Origin of the sequence: Inquilinus sp. NPDC058860 (assembly GCF_042743185.1) — a bacterium.
Classification (GTDB): Bacteria; Pseudomonadota; Alphaproteobacteria; order DSM-16000; family Inquilinaceae; genus Inquilinus.
This window is the reverse complement of sequence record NZ_JBHYMS010000025.1, coordinates 16,088-31,677: the sequence shown is the minus strand read 5'-3', so window position 1 is coordinate 31,677 and position 15,590 is coordinate 16,088. Positions and strand designations below refer to the sequence as shown.

14 protein-coding genes are annotated in these 15,590 nt (G+C 69.4%); 5 read left to right on the top strand and 9 right to left on the bottom strand.

Annotated features, from left to right (window positions below; all coding sequences use genetic code 11):
* Positions 1 to 253 precede the first annotated feature (253 nt).
* The 4 genes from ACFW16_RS18390 to ACFW16_RS18375 all read right to left on the bottom strand — a co-directional run bounded on the left by ACFW16_RS18390 (position 254) and on the right by ACFW16_RS18375 (position 4,780).
* The gene (locus ACFW16_RS18390; protein ID WP_380307566.1) at positions 254 to 1,330 is read right to left on the bottom strand and encodes an ABC transporter ATP-binding protein; all 1,077 of its coding nucleotides are present in this window, start codon (positions 1,328 to 1,330) and stop codon (positions 254 to 256) included.
* Positions 1,331 to 1,395: 65 nt separating this feature from the next.
* Entirely contained in the window at positions 1,396 to 2,856 is a 1,461-nt protein-coding gene (locus ACFW16_RS18385) for an extracellular solute-binding protein (RefSeq protein ID WP_380307564.1), read from the bottom strand.
* A 23-nt stretch (positions 2,857 to 2,879) separates the two neighbouring features.
* Entirely contained in the window at positions 2,880 to 3,914 is a 1,035-nt protein-coding gene (locus ACFW16_RS18380; protein ID WP_380307562.1) for a carbohydrate ABC transporter permease, read from the bottom strand.
* A complete protein-coding gene (locus tag ACFW16_RS18375) occupies positions 3,911 to 4,780 on the bottom strand; it encodes a carbohydrate ABC transporter permease (protein ID WP_380307560.1) in 870 nt (289 codons plus the stop codon). The genes ACFW16_RS18380 and ACFW16_RS18375 overlap by 4 nt, the downstream gene beginning before the upstream one ends.
* 112 nt (positions 4,781 to 4,892) lie before the next feature.
* On the opposite strand from ACFW16_RS18375, the gene ACFW16_RS18370 reads away from it, so the two are divergent.
* Positions 4,893 to 5,606 (top strand): HAD family hydrolase, encoded by a 714-nt coding sequence (locus tag ACFW16_RS18370; RefSeq protein WP_380307558.1) that lies wholly within the window; start codon positions 4,893 to 4,895, stop codon positions 5,604 to 5,606.
* Here the strand turns inward: ACFW16_RS18370 and rnk are convergent.
* From rnk to ACFW16_RS18350, 4 genes are all read right to left on the bottom strand, one after another.
* The gene (rnk, locus tag ACFW16_RS18365; RefSeq protein WP_380307556.1) at positions 5,603 to 6,025 is read right to left on the bottom strand and encodes a nucleoside diphosphate kinase regulator; all 423 of its coding nucleotides are present in this window, start codon (positions 6,023 to 6,025) and stop codon (positions 5,603 to 5,605) included. The genes ACFW16_RS18370 and rnk overlap by 4 nt on opposite strands.
* A gap of 366 nt (positions 6,026 to 6,391) precedes the next feature.
* Complete coding sequence (locus ACFW16_RS18360) at positions 6,392 to 8,443, bottom strand: calcium-binding protein (protein ID WP_380307554.1); 2,052 nt, start codon at positions 8,441 to 8,443, stop codon at positions 6,392 to 6,394.
* A gap of 237 nt (positions 8,444 to 8,680) precedes the next feature.
* Complete coding sequence (gene rbsK, locus ACFW16_RS18355) at positions 8,681 to 9,610, bottom strand: ribokinase (RefSeq protein WP_380307552.1); 930 nt, start codon at positions 9,608 to 9,610, stop codon at positions 8,681 to 8,683.
* 10 nt (positions 9,611 to 9,620) lie between these two features.
* Positions 9,621 to 10,070, bottom strand: coding sequence for an RbsD/FucU family protein (locus ACFW16_RS18350; protein ID WP_380307550.1), 450 nt, complete (start codon positions 10,068 to 10,070; stop codon positions 9,621 to 9,623).
* Between the two features lie 151 nt (positions 10,071 to 10,221).
* On the opposite strand from ACFW16_RS18350, the gene ACFW16_RS18345 reads away from it, so the two are divergent.
* Together ACFW16_RS18345 and recQ are read left to right on the top strand one after the other, a co-directional pair.
* Positions 10,222 to 11,361 carry an LptF/LptG family permease gene (locus tag ACFW16_RS18345; protein WP_380307548.1) on the top strand — a complete coding sequence of 380 codons (1,140 nt, stop codon included), beginning with the start codon at positions 10,222 to 10,224 and terminating at the stop codon, positions 11,359 to 11,361.
* A 120-nt stretch (positions 11,362 to 11,481) separates the two neighbouring features.
* Complete coding sequence (gene recQ, locus ACFW16_RS18340; protein WP_380307546.1) at positions 11,482 to 13,305, top strand: DNA helicase RecQ; 1,824 nt, start codon at positions 11,482 to 11,484, stop codon at positions 13,303 to 13,305.
* Positions 13,306 to 13,320: 15 nt separating this feature from the next.
* Here the strand turns inward: recQ and ACFW16_RS18335 are convergent, their stop codons facing one another.
* Entirely contained in the window at positions 13,321 to 13,734 is a 414-nt protein-coding gene (locus ACFW16_RS18335; protein WP_380307544.1) for a cupin domain-containing protein, read from the bottom strand.
* 252 nt (positions 13,735 to 13,986) lie between these two features.
* On the opposite strand from ACFW16_RS18335, the gene metC reads away from it, so the two are divergent.
* The gene (metC, locus tag ACFW16_RS18330) at positions 13,987 to 15,171 is read left to right on the top strand and encodes a cystathionine beta-lyase (RefSeq protein WP_380307542.1); all 1,185 of its coding nucleotides are present in this window, start codon (positions 13,987 to 13,989) and stop codon (positions 15,169 to 15,171) included.
* On the top strand, positions 15,168 to 15,563 hold the full coding sequence (gene hisI, locus ACFW16_RS18325; protein WP_380307540.1) for a phosphoribosyl-AMP cyclohydrolase: 396 nt from the start codon (positions 15,168 to 15,170) through the stop codon (positions 15,561 to 15,563). The genes metC and hisI overlap by 4 nt, the downstream gene beginning before the upstream one ends.
* The last annotated feature ends 27 nt before the right edge of the window (positions 15,564 to 15,590 follow it).

Below are 15,590 nucleotides of genomic sequence, written 5' to 3'. Positions count from 1 at the left end.
TCCTAGGACAATGACAGAGTAGGTTGGGTTCGCGGTCGCGAACCCAACACTTTCCAGCTGGTTGCGGGATGTTGGGTTCGCCATGCGAACCCAACCTGCCTCTCTGAATCGGACTTGGTCTGCGCGGCGTGATAGGCCCGCAGCCGGCGGAAGACGTCGCGGGCCGGTACGCTGGGGCCCGGATCGGCGAAAGCCTCCTCGACCTTCTCCTTCAGCCATTCGCTTATGGCTTTCTCTGTCCGGTCAATCGCCATCACAGCGCCTTTCCGCTCTCCGTCTGGAACAGGTGCAGCCGCTCCGGGTCGAGGCTGATCGTCGTCGGCTCGTCCGGCTGGGCCGGGTAGTGCGCGTCGACCTGGGCGGTGAACCTGGCCCCCGCCACCTCGCCCAGGATCAGGGTGTGGGCGCCGAGCGGCTCGATCACCCGCGGCAGGATCGGCAGCGTCACCGGGCCGGCGGCGCCGCCCGCCACATGCTCCGGCCGCAGGCCGATGGTGACGGCCAGGCCGTCGCGCCCCGCCAGCGCCGCGCGCTTGGCCGCGGGCACCGGCAGCACCGTCCCGTCCGCCAGGCGCAAGCCGCCGTCGCCGACCAGGGTCGCGGGCAAAAAATTCATGCTGGGGGCGCCGATGAAGGCGGCGACGAACAGGTTGGCCGGGCGCTCGTAGAGGGTCAGCGGCTCGGCCGCCTGCTCGATCCGGCCTTGGTTCATCACCACCACCCGGTCGGCCATGGTCATGGCTTCGACCTGGTCGTGGGTGACGTAGACGATGGTGGTCTTGAGGCGCCGGTGCAGCGCCTTGATCTCGGCCCGCATCTCGATGCGCAGTTTGGCGTCGAGGTTGGACAGCGGCTCGTCGAACAGGAACACGTCCGGGTCGCGGACGATGGCGCGGCCGATGGCGACGCGCTGGCGCTGGCCGCCCGACAGCTGCTTCGGCCGGCGGTCGAGATAGGGGTCGAGGCCGAGGATGCGCGCCGCCTCCTTGATCTTGCCGTCGATCGCCGCCTTCGGCTCGCCGCGCACCTTCATGCCGTAGCCGATGTTCTCGCGCACCGTCATGTGCGGGTAGAGGGCGTAGTTCTGGAACACCATGGCGCAGTTGCGCAGCCCGGGGCGCAGCTGGGTGACGTCGCGGTCGCCGATCCGGATGGTGCCGCCGCTCGCCGCCTCCAGCCCGGCGATCATGCGCAGGGTCGTGGTCTTGCCGCAGCCGGAGGGGCCGACCAGCACGACGAATTCGCGGTCCGCGATCTCGAGGTCGAGCGACGGGATGACGGGCACGTCGCCATAGCTCTTGGTGACGGCTTCGAGTCTGACGCGGGCCATGATGTCCTTGGGTCTCGAGCTTCGGCAGGCCGCCCCGCCGCAATGAGCGGCGGGGCGGGTCCGATCTACTTCTTCAGGGGCGGCAGGCCCATCGAGGCGCGATAGGCGGCGAGCTGGGTGTCGCGGCCGAACTCGTCGGTCAGCTTGTTCCACTCCTGGGCGATCGTATCGAGCGCCTGTTGCGGCGTGGTCTCGCCCGCCAGCGCCTTGGACAGCTCGATCTCCAGCACCTCGGTGTAGGAGAAGTAGCCGGGGATGCGCATGTCGAGGGCCACGTTCTTGGCCTCGAGGCTGCCGCGCTGGGCCGCCAGGTATTCGTCCGCCTCCTGCTTGGTCATCTTGGCCAGCCAGCGGTCCGGCGCGAAATGGCTCAGGCGGTACGGGTTGACGCCGGAGCCGCCGGTCACCGTGGCGATGCCGCTGTTCTCCGGGTTCGAGACCCATTCGAGGTAGTTCCAGGCGGCCTCGACGTTCTTGCCCGCCGAGGGCACGGCCGCCTGCCAGCCGCCGAAGGCCATGAAGGGCGAGAACACCGGCTGGTCGGACTTGTCCCAGGCCTTGGTCTTGTGGTTCCAGATCTCGGTCGAGCCCGGGGTCAGGGCCGAACCGACATGGCCGGCCACCTTGCTCTGCGTCTTGTCGGAGCCGATCACGCCGGTGTCGCCCCAGTCGAAGTTCATCGCCACCTGGCCGCCGGAGAAGGCGGTGCGGATGTCGCCGGAGGAGAAGTTCAGCGCGCCCGGCGGCGAGAATCTCACCGACTTGATGTAGTCCTCCAGCGCCCTGGCCCAGCCGGGGTTGTTGACCTGGGCGTCCATCGTCTCCGGGTCGAAGAACATGCTGCCCGGGTTCTGCGGGTCGTTGGTGTAGCTGGCGGCATGGGTGAAGAAGAACCAGAACTGCTGACCGCCGCGCCGGAACGCCTCCGCCGTGCCCCACAGCTTCTGGTCGGGCCGGGTGAAGAATTCGGCGATGTCGTAATATTCCTTCCAGGTCTTCGGCGGCGCCAGGTCGTAGCCGTACTTGGCCTTGAACGCCTCCTTCTCCTTCGGGTCGTCGAACAGGTCCTTTCGGTAGGACAGGGTGTGGAGGTCGCCGTCGATGGTCTGCGACAGGTGCTTGCCGTCCCACACCATCAGCCGGTCGCGATAGACCGGGGCGATGTCCTCCCAGTCCTTGCCCTGGCGGACCGAGTCCGGCATCTCCGACAGGTAGGGCGCGAAGTCCGGCATCCAGGCCGGGGCGAAGGTGATGACGTCGAAGGTCGATTCGCCGGCGGTCATCGCCGTCAGGTATTTCGGGTACAGCTCGCCGAACGGGAACTCGACGACATTGACCTTGCCGCAGGTCTTCTGCTCCCAGGTCTTGGCCGCCATCTGCAGCGCGAGCGCGATGAAGGGCCCGGTCTGCGACCCCGCGGTCAGCGTCACGCCGGAATAGTCCGGGTCGCAGGCCGCGGCGGCGGGGCCGTGGAGCGCCGCGGTCAGCGCGAGCGCGCCGGCGGCGGCGAGGAACATGCTCTTCATTCTTGGACCTCCCTGTCTCGCGATCATCGGATGCTGCCCAGCAGCAGGCCGGATCGCATCAGCCTGGCCAGGAGAATCGCCATCACCATCATCGGCCCGATCGAGATCATGGCGGCGACCGAGATCGCCCACCATTCGTCGCCGCGATAGGAGTTCTGCCCCGACAGCATGATCGGCAGGGTCTGCCAGCTCCCGGCGGTCAGCAGCAGGGAGAACAGGAACTCGTTCCAGACGAAGCTGAGCGTGATCATCGCCGTGGCGATCAGCCCGGGCCGCGCCATCGGCAGCACGATCTCGAGGAAGATGCGGAAGCGCGGCACGTCGTCGACCAGCGCCGCCTCCTCGATCTCGACCGGCAGCGCCTGGAAGAAGTCGCGCATCAGCCAGACCACGATCGGCAGCGAGAACGCGGTGTAGCACAGCGTCATGCCCCAGTAGCTGTCGAGCAGCGGCAGCCCGGCCTTGCCGATCTCGGAATAAAGCAGGTAGAGCGCGAAGGCGGTGACGATCGGCGGGAACATGCGCTGGCTGACGAACCAGAACACGACGTCGTCGTTGCCCAGCACCGGGCCGGGCAGGCGCAGCGCGTTGAGCGTGATCGACACCGCCAGCGCCGCCACCAGCGCGCCGCCCAGCGCCGGCACCCGGGTCAGGCCGAGGACGTTCTGCAGCAGCAGGAAGCCGCCGATCGCGACCACGGCGAAGGCAAGGCCGGCCAGGAGCCGGATCCGGAACGGGAAGCGCACCAGCGCATAGGCGGCCATCGACCCCAGGGCCACCGACAGCACCGTCGCCGACAGCCCGATCAGGGTGGAGTTGACGAAGGGCGTGATGAAGTTGCCGCGGACGCCCGTCAGGGCGTCGATCCAAGCCTGCAGCGTCGGCTCGAAATCGATCCAGGGCAGGTAGGTCGGCCCGCCGCTGACGGCCGTGGGCGGCTTGAACGAGGTGATCAGCGCCCAGTAGATCGGGAACAGCGTCACCACGAACCAGCCCAGGCAGAGCACGAAGACCAAGCCGCGCCGGGTGCCGCCGCGCTGGAGATCGCCCCGGCTCATCGCTGCTTCTCCAGATGCGGCTTGAGGATCGCGAGATAGATCGTGCCGAAGACGACGATCACGATCAGGAACAGGAAGCTGAGCGCCGAGGTGTAGCCCAGGTTGAACTTCTTGAACCCTTCCTGATAGGCGAACAGGGTCAGGGTCTCGGTCGACACGCCCGGGCCGCCGCCGGTCAGGACGAAGACCGTGTCGATGATCTTGAAGCCCTCGATGATGCGGATGAAGACGACCGCGGCCGAGATCGGCAGCAGCATCGGGAAGGTGATGCCCCAGAACTGCTGCCAGGAACCGGCATTCTCCAGCTGCGCTGCCTCGTAGACGTCCTGCGGCAGGCTCTGCAGCCCGGCCAGCATCATCAGGATGACGAAGGGCGTCCACTGCCAGACCTCGACCGCGATGATGGTGCCCAGCGCCCAGGTGGCATTGGTCAGGAACGGCAGGTTCGGCAGGCCGAACTGGGTGAACAGGTCGTTGACCGGCCCGACGGTCGAATGGAACAGCATGCGCCCGACCAGCGACACCGCGATCGGCGCCATCAGCATCGGCAGCAGGAAGCCGACGCGGAACAGACGCTCGCCCGGAATCTTGCTATGCAGCGCCAGCGCGATGGCGAAGCCGAGCACGTACTGCACCGCGACCGACAGGAAGACGACGGTCGCGGTCGTCCGCACGGTGGCCCAGAAGCGCGGGTTGGCGAGCAGCGAGGCGTAGTTGTCGAGCCCGACGAAGCGCGGCGGCAGCGGCGGCACCAGCCGCATGCTCTGGAAGCTGATCGTCAGCGAGTAGATGAGGGGGAAGATGCCGACCAGCAGCACGACGAGGAAAGCCGGCCAGATGAAGGCGTGCTTGATCGGCTCCCGCACCGTGTATGCCTCCCCTCGCCGCGCCGCTGTCGCGCGGCTTCGTTGACTTGTCGTACGTTATGGTGACTCGCCCCGCCGGCGCAACCGGCGGAACCGGATGGAGAAGGATGTGATGGACACCGTCGACCCCGTGCGGACTGCCGCCCCTGCCCCGTCGGCCGGCGGCATCTCGGCGGTGATCTTCGATTGCGACGGGGTGCTGGTCGACAGCGAGATCATCGCCTGCCGGGCGGTGGCGGAGCTGATCGCGCATTACGAGCCGCAGGCGCCGGTCGAGGAGCTGGTGGAGCAACTGGTCGGCACGCCCGACCTGCATATCGTGCGCCAGGTGGCGGCGCGCTTCGGCACGGTGTTTCCGGAGGATATCGGCCCGCGCATGGCGCAGGTGATCGACGACGCGCTGGCGCTGAGCCTCGACGCCATCCCGGGCGTGCAGCCGGCGCTGGCGGGCCTGGGCCTGCCGATGGCGGTGGCCTCGAACAGCCATCTGGGCCGGGTCCGCCGCTCGCTCGAGATCGCCGGCCTGACCGGGCTGTTCGGCGCGCATGTCTACACGCCGGAAGCGGTGGCCCGGCCGAAGCCGGCGCCGGACCTGTATCTGCACGCGGCCGCGCAGCTCGGCGTCGATCCCGGGCGCTGCCTGGTGATCGAGGACAGCGTGACCGGGACCACGGCCGGCGTCGCCGCCGGCATGACGGTGATCGGCTTCCTGGGCGGCCGCCACATCCGCGACGGCCATGCCGACCGGCTGCGCGCCGCCGGCGCCCGGCTGATCTGCCCGCATATGGACGACCTGGCCGGGCTGGTGGCGGGGCTGAGGGGCTAGCCTGCGGTCAGGCCGGGGCGGACCGCCGGCTCGACCCGGACCACGGTCAGGTTGCGCGGCTTGCCCGAAGGGGTGATCCAGGTGATGGTCTGGCCGCGGCGCAGGCCGATCAGCGCGGCGCCGACCGGGGTCAGCACCGACAGCCGGCCGGCCTCGATATCGGCCTCCTCCGGATAGACCAGGGTGACGGTGTGCTCCTCGCCGGTCTCGTCGTCCCGGTAGGCCACGGTCGAATGCATCTGGACCACGCCCTTGGCCGCGGTCGCGTCGATGATCTGGGCGCGGTCGAGCTCCGCCGCCAGGAAGTCGGCGATCGCCGGGAAGGCATCCGCCGCGGCGTCGGCCAGCGCCGCGAGGCGATCATAGTCGCCGGCGGTGACGTGGATCTCCGGACGCTTGGGCAGGCTTCTGCGGGACATGCCGAGTTTCCTTTCTTCTGGACAGGCTGCTCCGGGGATGTCTCCGGAGGGCTCGGGTGCGGCCCGGCGCATCAGGGCGGCCGGGACGTGAATTCTTGGGGCTGGGAAATAGGTCGCTGGGCGCGACGAGGACGAGAACGGACGGCGGGGCGGCTCGGATCTGGGGGCCAGCGCCCCCGAGGTCAGCAGCCCCGGGCGTGAAGCGGCGTTCGACGCGCCGCCAACGGGTTCGTCCACGGTGTTCTCATAAGGATTGAGATAGGCTTCCGCGCGACGGAAATCAACCGGGACGGCCCGGACCCGTCCCACGCATGAAAAGGGCCGCGCGGCGGTGGACGCCGCGCGGCCGCAGGAACCGGAAGCCGGTCAGAGCACGAAGTCGGCCGCCGTCAGCTCGCCGTGGGTCTGGACACGGATCTCGAAATCCGCCCTGCCGTCGCCATTGGTGTCGCCGGCCACGATGCCGCCGGCGAAGCGCAGCTCGCCCGCGGTATTATGGAAGGCTTGGGCGCCGATATAGACGAAGGCCTGGTTGCCGAAGGCTCCGAGTGTTGTGTTCGCGTCGATCGCCGACAGGTCGATCCTGTCGCCCTCGACATGATTGAAGTCGGCGACGGTGTCGCGGCCGGTGCCGACCGCCGAGTCCGACGCCGCGCCGAAGCGGAAGGTGTCGCCGCCGCCGCCGCCGGTCAGGGTGTCGGTGCCGGCCCCGCCGACCAGGACATCCGCGCCCAGCCCGCCCTTGAGATTGTCGGTGCCGGCGCCGCCCTTCAGCACGTCGCTGCCCGTGCCACCGGACAGCTGGTCATTGCCGGCGCCGCCGTCGAGCTGATCGTCGCCGAGCCAGCCGTCGATGGTGTCCGCGCCGGAGGTGCCGACCCGGATGTCGTCGATATCGCGGATCGCGGCATGCAGCTCGGTCAGCACCGCCCCGGACGAATTGGCGATGCCCTCGAGCGTCCCGGCCAAGGTGATCAGGGCGTCGAGCTGCGGCACCCCGCCGCCGAGGTCCTGCAGCTCGGCGATCACCTCCTTCAGGTCCTGGACCACGTCGGAGATGTTGGTGAGCGTCATGTCGAGCACGGCCTGCAGGCCGTCGCGGCCGTTCTCGCCGCCGACCAGGCTTTCCAGCGCGGCACCGATCACGCCGTTCTCGCCGAAGACCTGGTTGATCACGGCCTCGGGCACCAGCCCGTGCAGCAGGCCGTTGTCGCCGGCCAGCAGGTCGGCCACGGTCCCGGCGATGGCCAGCGGGCCGGCGACCTTGATCACCTCGCCCCCGGCCACCAGCACGCCGACATCCAGCAGCGTGTTGAACACATCCCCGACCAGACCGTCGCCGAGCGCGCCGCGCAGGCCGAGCTGGTCGCCGCCGAGGATGCCGAACTCGCCGAAGATGTTGCCGATCAGGCCGCCGTCGCCCTGCAGCAGGCTGCCGCTGAGCACCCCGCCGAGCACGTCGGTCAGCAGTGTGTCGAGCACGCCGATGCCGCCGCCGAGCACGCTCTGCAGCAGGCCGGCAGCCCCGCCGCTGCCGAGCAGCTCGTCCAGCACGACATCCGGCGACAGGCTGCCGAGGATGCCGGTCAGAAGATCGGTGAGGCCGCTGCCGTCCGGGCCCAGCACATCGCCGAGCAGCCCGCCGAGGATGCCGTCGGTCAGCAGCCCGTCGAGCACATCCAGCCCCGGCAGCTGGGCGAAGATCCCGCCGATGATCTCGCCGATGTCGGTGCCGACGCCGAGGTCCGCCAGGATGCCGCCGATCAGGCCGTCCGGGTCGAGCAGGTTGCCGATGATGCCGGTGACGGTCAGGTCGTCGAACAGCCCGCCGGCATCGCCGAGCACGCCGCCGATCAGGCTGGTGACGAGGCCGTTGTCACTCACCAGCCCGTCGGCGAGGCCGCCGACCGTGTCGACAAGATTGCCGAGCAGCCCGTCGGGGCCGAGCAGCGAGCCGACCAGGTCGCCGGAGCCCTGCAGCACCTCGACCAGCTGGGTCAGCAGCCCGTCCTCGCCCAGGAGGCCGCCGAGCAGCCCGTCGGGGCTGAGCAGGCCGCCATCGCCGAACAGCCCGTCCAGCAGGTCGCCGACCGGCACGCCGCCGATCGCCCCGCCCAGCAGGCCGCCGAGATTGCCGAGCAGGCCGGACACCACGCCGCCGATCAGGTCGGGGGTCAGCAGCTCACCGAGCAGGCCGCCGGCGTCGCCGAGCTCGCCGAGAAGATTGCCGAGCAGGCCGCTGAGGCCGCCGCCCAGCAGGCCGCCGAGCAGGCCGTCCAGCAAGCCGCCGACGCCCCCGAGCACACCGCCGAGCAGACCGCCGACGCCGCTCAGGACGCCGCCGAGCAGACCATCCTCGCCGAGAAGACCGCCCAGCAGTCCTCCAAGCAGACCGTCACCGTCCAGAAGTCCATCCAAGGAATTTGTCGAAGCCATCATCTCCTCCTCCAGGGAATTGGATATCCCCAGACGCCACCGTTCTTTGGACGGTTTCGAGCCTCTGCTTGGAGGCTATCACGTATTGTGGAGAAGAATAAGAATTTATGCAGATGGACAGGAGAAAAAACTCAATAATCACCGCAATATTTCTCGGATATTCTCGGATCATTTGCATAAAATGACAATCAGAGGCCGGCCCGTATGAGGCCGGCAGTCTCAGGCCTTGCGGAGCAGCGCCTCGACCTCGTCGCGCCGCGGCATCGACGGCGCCGTGCCCGGGCGGGTGACCGAGAGGCCGGCGACGGCACAGCCGAAGCGGACCGCCTCGGCCACCGGCCGGCCTTCGGCCAGGGCCAGGGCGAAACCGCCGTTGAAGGCGTCGCCCGCCCCGGCGGTCTCGACCACCTCTCCCGCCGAGAAGGCCGGCACATGCGCGGTGTCCGAACCGCTCTTCAGCAGAGCGCCCTTGGCCCCCAGGGTGACGATCACCGTGCCGACGCCCTTGTCCAGCAGCACCTGCGCCGCCCGCGCCGCCTGCTGACCGCTGTCGACCGCGAAATCGACCAGGCTCTCGGCCTCGGTCTCGTTCGGGGTCAGATAGTCGACCAGGGGGTAGAGATCGTCCGGCAGGGTCATGGCCGGGGCCGGGTTCAGGATCGTGGTCACCCCGTGCCGCCGCGCGATCTCCAGCCCCCGGCGCACCACCGGCAGCGGCAGCTCGAGCTGGGCGACATAGACCCGCGCCGCGGCGATGGCGGGCGCCGCGGCCTCCATCTCGGCCTCGGTCAGGGCTGCCGCGGCCCCCGGCTCGATGATGATCGCGTTCTCGCCGGTCTTGCCGTCGACGAAGATGAAGGCGGCACCGGTCGGCCGCTCCGGGTCGGTCAGCACATGAGCGGCATCGATCCCCTCGGCGGCATAGAGGCCGCGCGCCATCTCGCCGAACGGATCGGTGCCGAGCTTGCTGATGAAGGCGACGTCGGCACCGGCCCGGGCCGCGGCGACCGACTGGTTCGAGCCCTTGCCGCCGGGCCCGAGCTTGAAGCCGTTCGACAGCAGGGTCTCGCCCATCACCGGCAGCCGGGCGGCGCGGAAGGCGAGGTCGGCGACGAACACGCCCTGGACGGCGATCTTCGGCGAGGCCATGGGTCGGTTCCTACTTCGGCGGGATCACGCCCATCTTCAGCAGGAAGCAGCCGTAGAACCGCCCCTCCCCGGCGCGGACCACGGCGTAGGCCTTCTTGGCCTCCTCGTAGAAGGCGAAGCGCTCGACCGAGCCCATCGGCCAGGACCGGCCCTCCGCCCGGTCGATCTCGGCCTGGACCTCGCGCTGCACCTCCGGGATCTCCTCCGGCTGGCCCACCACCTCCATCCGCCGCGCCGGATGGTCGACGAAGCTGTCGAGCGGCATCAGCGACAGGATCGCGCGCACCGCCCGGGCGGCGCTGACATTCGGCAGCTCGATCGGCGTCTTCACCATCGTGTGCTGCGCCACCGAGCGGGACGGGAAATTGGTATCGCAGATCACCAGGTCGTCGCCATGCCCCATGCCGGCCAGGACGTTGAGCAGATCCGGGGTGATGATCGGATCGATATTCTTGAGCATTTTCAGAATCTTCCCTGGGTTTCCTCGGATGGCATGGCAGCTGCCGCCGCGCGCTGATTTGTCGTGCTTTTCGGCACGGCGCATTCTGGATCAGCGCCGCGACGCTTGGCAACATGGCCGTCGCGTCAGGGCTCGTGTATAGGGTGCCGCCATGTCGCTCCTCAGCCGCTACATGTTCCGCCAGATCGCGGTCGCCACGGTGCTCGCCACCGTGATTCTCGTCTTCGCGATCATGCTCACGACCTCGATGCGGCTGATCCAGATGATCGTCGATGGCGGCGTCGGCGTCGGGCTGTTCCTCGAGCTGGTCTTCCTGTCGATGCCGGAATTCCTGATCGCGGTGCTGCCGGTCGGCGTCGTGGCGGCCTGCCTGATCGTCTACAACCGGATGCTGTCGGACGGCGAGCTGCTGGTCATGCGCGGCGCCGGCATCGGCCAGCTGCGGCTGGCCCTGCCCGGCCTGTTGATGGGGCTGATCATCACCGGCGTCAGCTACAGCATGACGCTGTATTTCTGGCCGGTGGCCAACAGCGAGTTTCGCGACCTGACGGCGATGGCCCAGTCCGACGTCTCGGCCGCCTTCCTGCAGACCGGCGAGTTCAACGCCATCGGCGACAGCAAGACGGTGTTCGTGCGCGACCGCAACCCGGTGACCGGCGATCTCAGCGGCATCCTGGTCCATATCACCGACAACGAGGACCAGCCGGTCACCATCATCGCCGACCGCGGCTATGTCGAGGACAGCGACGACGGGCCGCGGATCGTGGCGCTCCACGGCGTGATCCAGCAGCTCGACCGCAAGACCGGCAAGGTCGACCCGGTCGCCTTCGACAGCTACACCGTGCCGCTGAACACCCCCGGCGCCGAGGATCTGGCCCGCAGCTACCGCGCCCCGTCGGAACGCTTCCTGCCCGACCTGCTGTACCCCGACCAGAATTCGCCCCGTGACATGCGGAACTACGGCCGGCTGGTGATGGAGGGCCACAAGCGCATCACCGACCCGCTGCTGCCCTTCGCCTATGTCGTCTTCTGCCTCGGCGTCCTCCTGAGCGGCGACTACAACCGCCGCGGCCTCAGCCGCCGCATCCTGATCGCCGCCATCGGCGTCGTCGCCGTGCAGGCGACGACCATGAGCATCGCCGGCATGGCCCGCGATTCGCTGCAGCTGGTGCCGATCATGTATGTGCTGCCGGTGCTGACCACGATCGTCGGCTTCGCCATCCTGATGGTGGCGCGGCGCCGGAAGGTGCCGACGGAGGCGCCCGGGAGCCCGGATCTGGCGCCGGCGTGAGGCTTCCGGGCCGCTCGCAGGCCTGGAGGCGATATCGCTCCTGAACCACAACCTGTTGTGGTCAAAAGGCGGATCGCAAACGGTATTTGGTCCGACCCCGGCGGGCCGCTATAAGCGGGGATGCCCAGCGATCCTCTTTCCGTCCTGCACGACGTCTTCGGCTACACCGCCTTCCGCGGCGAGCAGGCCGAGATCGTGGCCCAGGTGATTTCCGGCGGCGACGCGCTGGTGCTGATGCCGACCGGCGGCGGCAAGTCGCTGTGCTACCAGGTGCCGGCGCTGGTGCGGCCGGGGCTGGGCGTGGTGGTGTCGCCGCTGATCGCGCTGATGCAGGACCAGGTCGAGACGCTGCGCCAGCTCGGCGTCCGCGCCGCAGCGCTGCATTCGGCCCTGCCGCCGGGCGAATCGCGCGGCATCGCCCGGGCGATGCGAGCGGGCGAGCTGGACCTGCTCTATGTCTCGCCCGAACGGCTGCTGACCGACGGGCTGCTCGACATGCTCGACGACTGCAGGCTGGCCTTGTTCGCCATCGACGAGGCGCATTGCGTCTCGCAATGGGGTCACGACTTCCGGCCGGAATACCTGCAGCTGGACATGCTGGCGACGCGCTATCCGGGCGTGCCGCGCATCGCCCTGACCGCCACCGCCGACGGCCCGACCCGGCGCGACATCGCCGAGCGGCTGAAGCTGCAGAACGGCCGCATCTTCGTCGCCGGCTTCGACCGGCCGAACATCCGCTACCGCATCGTGCCGAAGGAGAACCCGCGGCAGCAGCTGCTGACCTTCATCCGGCGCGAGCATCCGAACGAGGCCGGCATCGTCTACTGCCTGTCGCGCAGCAAGGTCGAGGGGACGGCGGAGTGGCTGCGCGGCGAGGGCATAGAGGCTCTGCCCTATCATGCCGGGCTGGACCGCGAGGTGCGGGCGTCGAACCAGGACCGCTTCCTCAAGGAGGACGGGGTGGTGATGGTCGCGACCATCGCCTTCGGCATGGGCATCGACAAGCCCGACGTCCGCTTCGTCGCCCATCTCGACCTGCCGAAGAGCCTGGAGGCGTACTACCAGGAGACCGGCCGCGCCGGCCGCGACGGGCTGCCGTCCGACGCCTGGCTGGCCTACGGCATCCAGGACGTCGGCAAGATCCAGGGGCTGATCGCCGAATCGGACGCGCCGGAGCGGCAGAAGCAGATCGACCGGCAGAAGCTGGACGCGCTCCTCGGCTATTGCGAGACGGTACGCTGCCGGCGCCAGGTGCTGCTGGAGTATTTCTCCGACGTCCTGCCGCAGCCCTGCGGCAACTGCGACACCTGCCTGGAGCCGGTCGAGGCCTTCGACGGCACCGAGCTGGCGCGCAAGGCGCTGTCCTGCGTCTACCGCACCGGCCAGCGCTTCGGCGTCGGCCATGTCATCGACGTGCTGACCGGCACCGAGACCGACCGGGTGCGCCAACTGGGCCATGACCGGCTGAGCACCTGGGGCATCGGCCGCGACCTGTCGAAGGCGGAGTGGAAGTCGGTGTTCCGCCAGCTGGTGGCGGCCGGCCTCTTGATCGTCGACACCGAGGGCCATGGCGGGCTGCACCTGGCGCCCGACTGCCGCGAGGTGCTGCGCGGCGAGAAGCAGATCCATCTGCGGCGCGAGGCGGTGAAGCGGCCCACGCGGGGCAAGTCGGCGGGCAAGTCGGGCGGCCGCACTGTGCGGGCGCTGCCGGACGACCCGGCCGAGGCCTCGCTGTTCCAGGCGCTGCGGGCGAAGCGGCTGGAGCTGGCGCGCGAGCAGGGCGTGCCGCCCTATGTCATCTTCCACGACGCCACCCTGACCGAGCTGGCCCACGCCAAGCCGCGCTCGATGACGGAGTTCGCATCCATCCCCGGCGTCGGCCAGGCCAAGCTGCTGCGCTACGCCGACGCCTTCCTCGAGGTGATCGAGCACCACGCGGAGTAGCGCGGCGCCCCGCAGCTAGGGATGGATGCCGTCGAGTTCCGGCATCAGGACCACGCTCTCCTGCTCGTTCGGGTCGGTGCGGGCGATCACCGCGACGCAATCCTCTGTCGGGCTCGGATTGTAGGGCAGGTGCGGCATGCCGGCGGGGATGTAGACGAAGTCCCCGGCCCGGGCCATCAGATGCTGCTCCAGCCGGTCGCCGTACCACATGCCGGATTCGCCGCTCAGCACATGGATCGCGGTCTCATGCGCCTCGTGGCGATGCGCCTTGGCCCGACCGCCCGGCGGCAGGGTGACGAGCTGCAGATGGATGCCCGTCGCCCCGACCGATTCGGCCGAGATCCCGGGCGTGTAGGACAGCGCCTGCTTGCCGGTGAACCGCGCCCCGGCCCCGACCACCCGGCAGGTCGGCTCGAGATCCATATCCATCATCCGCTTCCCATCGCATCGACCCGTCCATCGTCGGCGGGCCGGATGAGCATCTCATCGCGGAACCGGGGAAGGGTGTTACATCGGAGACAGGCGGCCACGATTTTCGTCGTCCCCTGGCGGACAGCGATCAGGCTTGGTCAGGCCGGCCCTGCGCGGATCGGGTTTGACCGGCCCGGCCGGCTGGCCGAAAGATGTCGGCCCTGTCAGTTTGACGACTGACACACGCCGCCACGACTGACAGCGACCGACATGTCCAAGTCCCGCCGCCCCGCCACCGTCCTCGCCCATGCCGGCCGCCACCCTCGCGAGAACCATGGCATGGTCAATCCGCCCGTCTACCACACCTCGACCGTGCTGTGGCCGACGGTGGCGGCCATGGATGCGTCCCATGCCGGCTTCGAGCACGGCGTCTACAGCTACGGCCGGGTCGGCACCCCGACCAGCGAAGCCTTCGAGGATGCGGTCACGGCGCTGGAGGGCGGGTACGGCACCGTCGCCGTCTCCTCCGGCCTTGCCGCGGTCAACGTCGCGCTGACCGCCTTCGTCAAGGCCGGCGACCATGTGCTGGTCACCGACAGCGCCTATGGCCCGACCCGGCGCTACGCCGATACGGTGCTGGCCCGCTTCGGCGTCGAGGTCGAATATTACGACCCGCTGGCCGGCGCCGGGATCGAGGCGCTGTTCCGCGGCAACACCCGGCTGGTCTATCTCGAATCCCCCGGCTCGCTGACCTTCGAGGTGCAGGACGTGCCGGCGATCGCGGCGGCCGCCCGGGCGCGCGGCGTCCTGACGGCGCTGGACAACACCTGGGCCACGCCGCTCGGCTTCGACGCCTTCGGCCATGGCGTCGACGTCACCGTCCATGCCGCGACCAAATACATGGTCGGCCATTCCGATGCGATGATGGGAATCGTCGGCGCCCGCGAGCAGCCGGTCTGGCTGAAGCTCAAGACCTTCGCCGTGACGTCCGGCCACTGCGCCGGTCCGGACGACCTGTACCTCGCCCAGCGCGGCCTGCGCACGATGGGAGTGCGGCTGCGCCAGCACCAGGAGAACGCGCTGGAGGTCGCGCGCTGGCTGCAGGCCCGGCCGGAAGTGTCGCGGGTGCTGTACCCCGCCCTGCCGCAGGACCCCGGCCATGCGCTGTGGCGGCGCGACTTCACCGGCGCCTCCGGCCTGTTCGCGATCGTGCTGCAGCCGGCCTCCGCCGCCCAGGTGGCGGCGATGCTGGACGGGATGGAGCTGTTCCAGATGGGCGCCAGCTGGGGCGGCTATGAGAGCCTGATCCTGCCGACCCATCCGGAGAAGATCCGCACCGCCACCACCTGGCAGGCCGAGGGGCCCGGCGTGCGGCTGCATGTCGGCCTGGAGGACCCGGCCGACCTGATCGCCGACCTGGAGGCCGGGCTGGACCGGCTGCGGGCGGCGGCATGAACGCGGAAAGGCTTCTCGACGAGGTCCGGTTCGACGCCGACGGCCTGGTCCCCGCCATCGCCCAGCAGCACGACAGCGGCGAGGTGCTGATGCTGGCCTGGATGAACCGCGAGGCGCTGGCGGAGACGCTGGCCACCGGCCGGGTCTGCTATTGGTCGCGATCGCGCCAGGCGCTATGGCGCAAGGGCGACACCTCCGGCCAGGTCCAGCGCCTGGTCGAGTTGCGGCTGGACTGCGACGGCGACGCGGTGCTGGTGCGGGTCGACCAGACCGGGGTCGCCTGCCACACCGGCCGGCGCAGCTGCTTCTTCCGGGTCGCGCGCGACGGCGCCTGGCACACCGACCTGCCGGTGCTGCAGGACCCGAAGACGCTGTACGGGCACAGCCACTGACGGGCCCGCGGGCCCGTCAGCACTTCG

Excerpts from the sequence above, each read along its gene's own strand:
- ACFW16_RS18390 (WP_380307566.1), bottom strand. The coding sequence starts at position 1,330 with ATGGCCCGCGTCAGACTCGAAGCCGTCACCAAGAGCTATGGCGACGTG.
- ACFW16_RS18385 (WP_380307564.1), bottom strand. The coding sequence starts at position 2,856 with ATGAAGAGCATGTTCCTCGCCGCCGCCGGCGCGCTCGCGCTGACCGCG.
- ACFW16_RS18380 (WP_380307562.1), bottom strand. The coding sequence starts at position 3,914 with ATGAGCCGGGGCGATCTCCAGCGCGGCGGCACCCGGCGCGGCTTGGTC.
- ACFW16_RS18370 (WP_380307558.1), top strand. The coding sequence starts at position 4,893 with ATGGACACCGTCGACCCCGTGCGGACTGCCGCCCCTGCCCCGTCGGCC.
- rnk (WP_380307556.1), bottom strand. The coding sequence starts at position 6,025 with ATGTCCCGCAGAAGCCTGCCCAAGCGTCCGGAGATCCACGTCACCGCC.
- rbsK (WP_380307552.1), bottom strand. The coding sequence starts at position 9,610 with ATGGCCTCGCCGAAGATCGCCGTCCAGGGCGTGTTCGTCGCCGACCTC.
- ACFW16_RS18350 (WP_380307550.1), bottom strand. The coding sequence starts at position 10,070 with ATGCTCAAGAATATCGATCCGATCATCACCCCGGATCTGCTCAACGTC.
- ACFW16_RS18345 (WP_380307548.1), top strand. The coding sequence starts at position 10,222 with ATGTCGCTCCTCAGCCGCTACATGTTCCGCCAGATCGCGGTCGCCACG.
- recQ (WP_380307546.1), top strand. The coding sequence starts at position 11,482 with ATGCCCAGCGATCCTCTTTCCGTCCTGCACGACGTCTTCGGCTACACC.
- ACFW16_RS18335 (WP_380307544.1), bottom strand. The coding sequence starts at position 13,734 with ATGGATATGGATCTCGAGCCGACCTGCCGGGTGGTCGGGGCCGGGGCG.
- metC (WP_380307542.1), top strand. The coding sequence starts at position 13,987 with ATGTCCAAGTCCCGCCGCCCCGCCACCGTCCTCGCCCATGCCGGCCGC.
- hisI (WP_380307540.1), top strand. The coding sequence starts at position 15,168 with ATGAACGCGGAAAGGCTTCTCGACGAGGTCCGGTTCGACGCCGACGGC.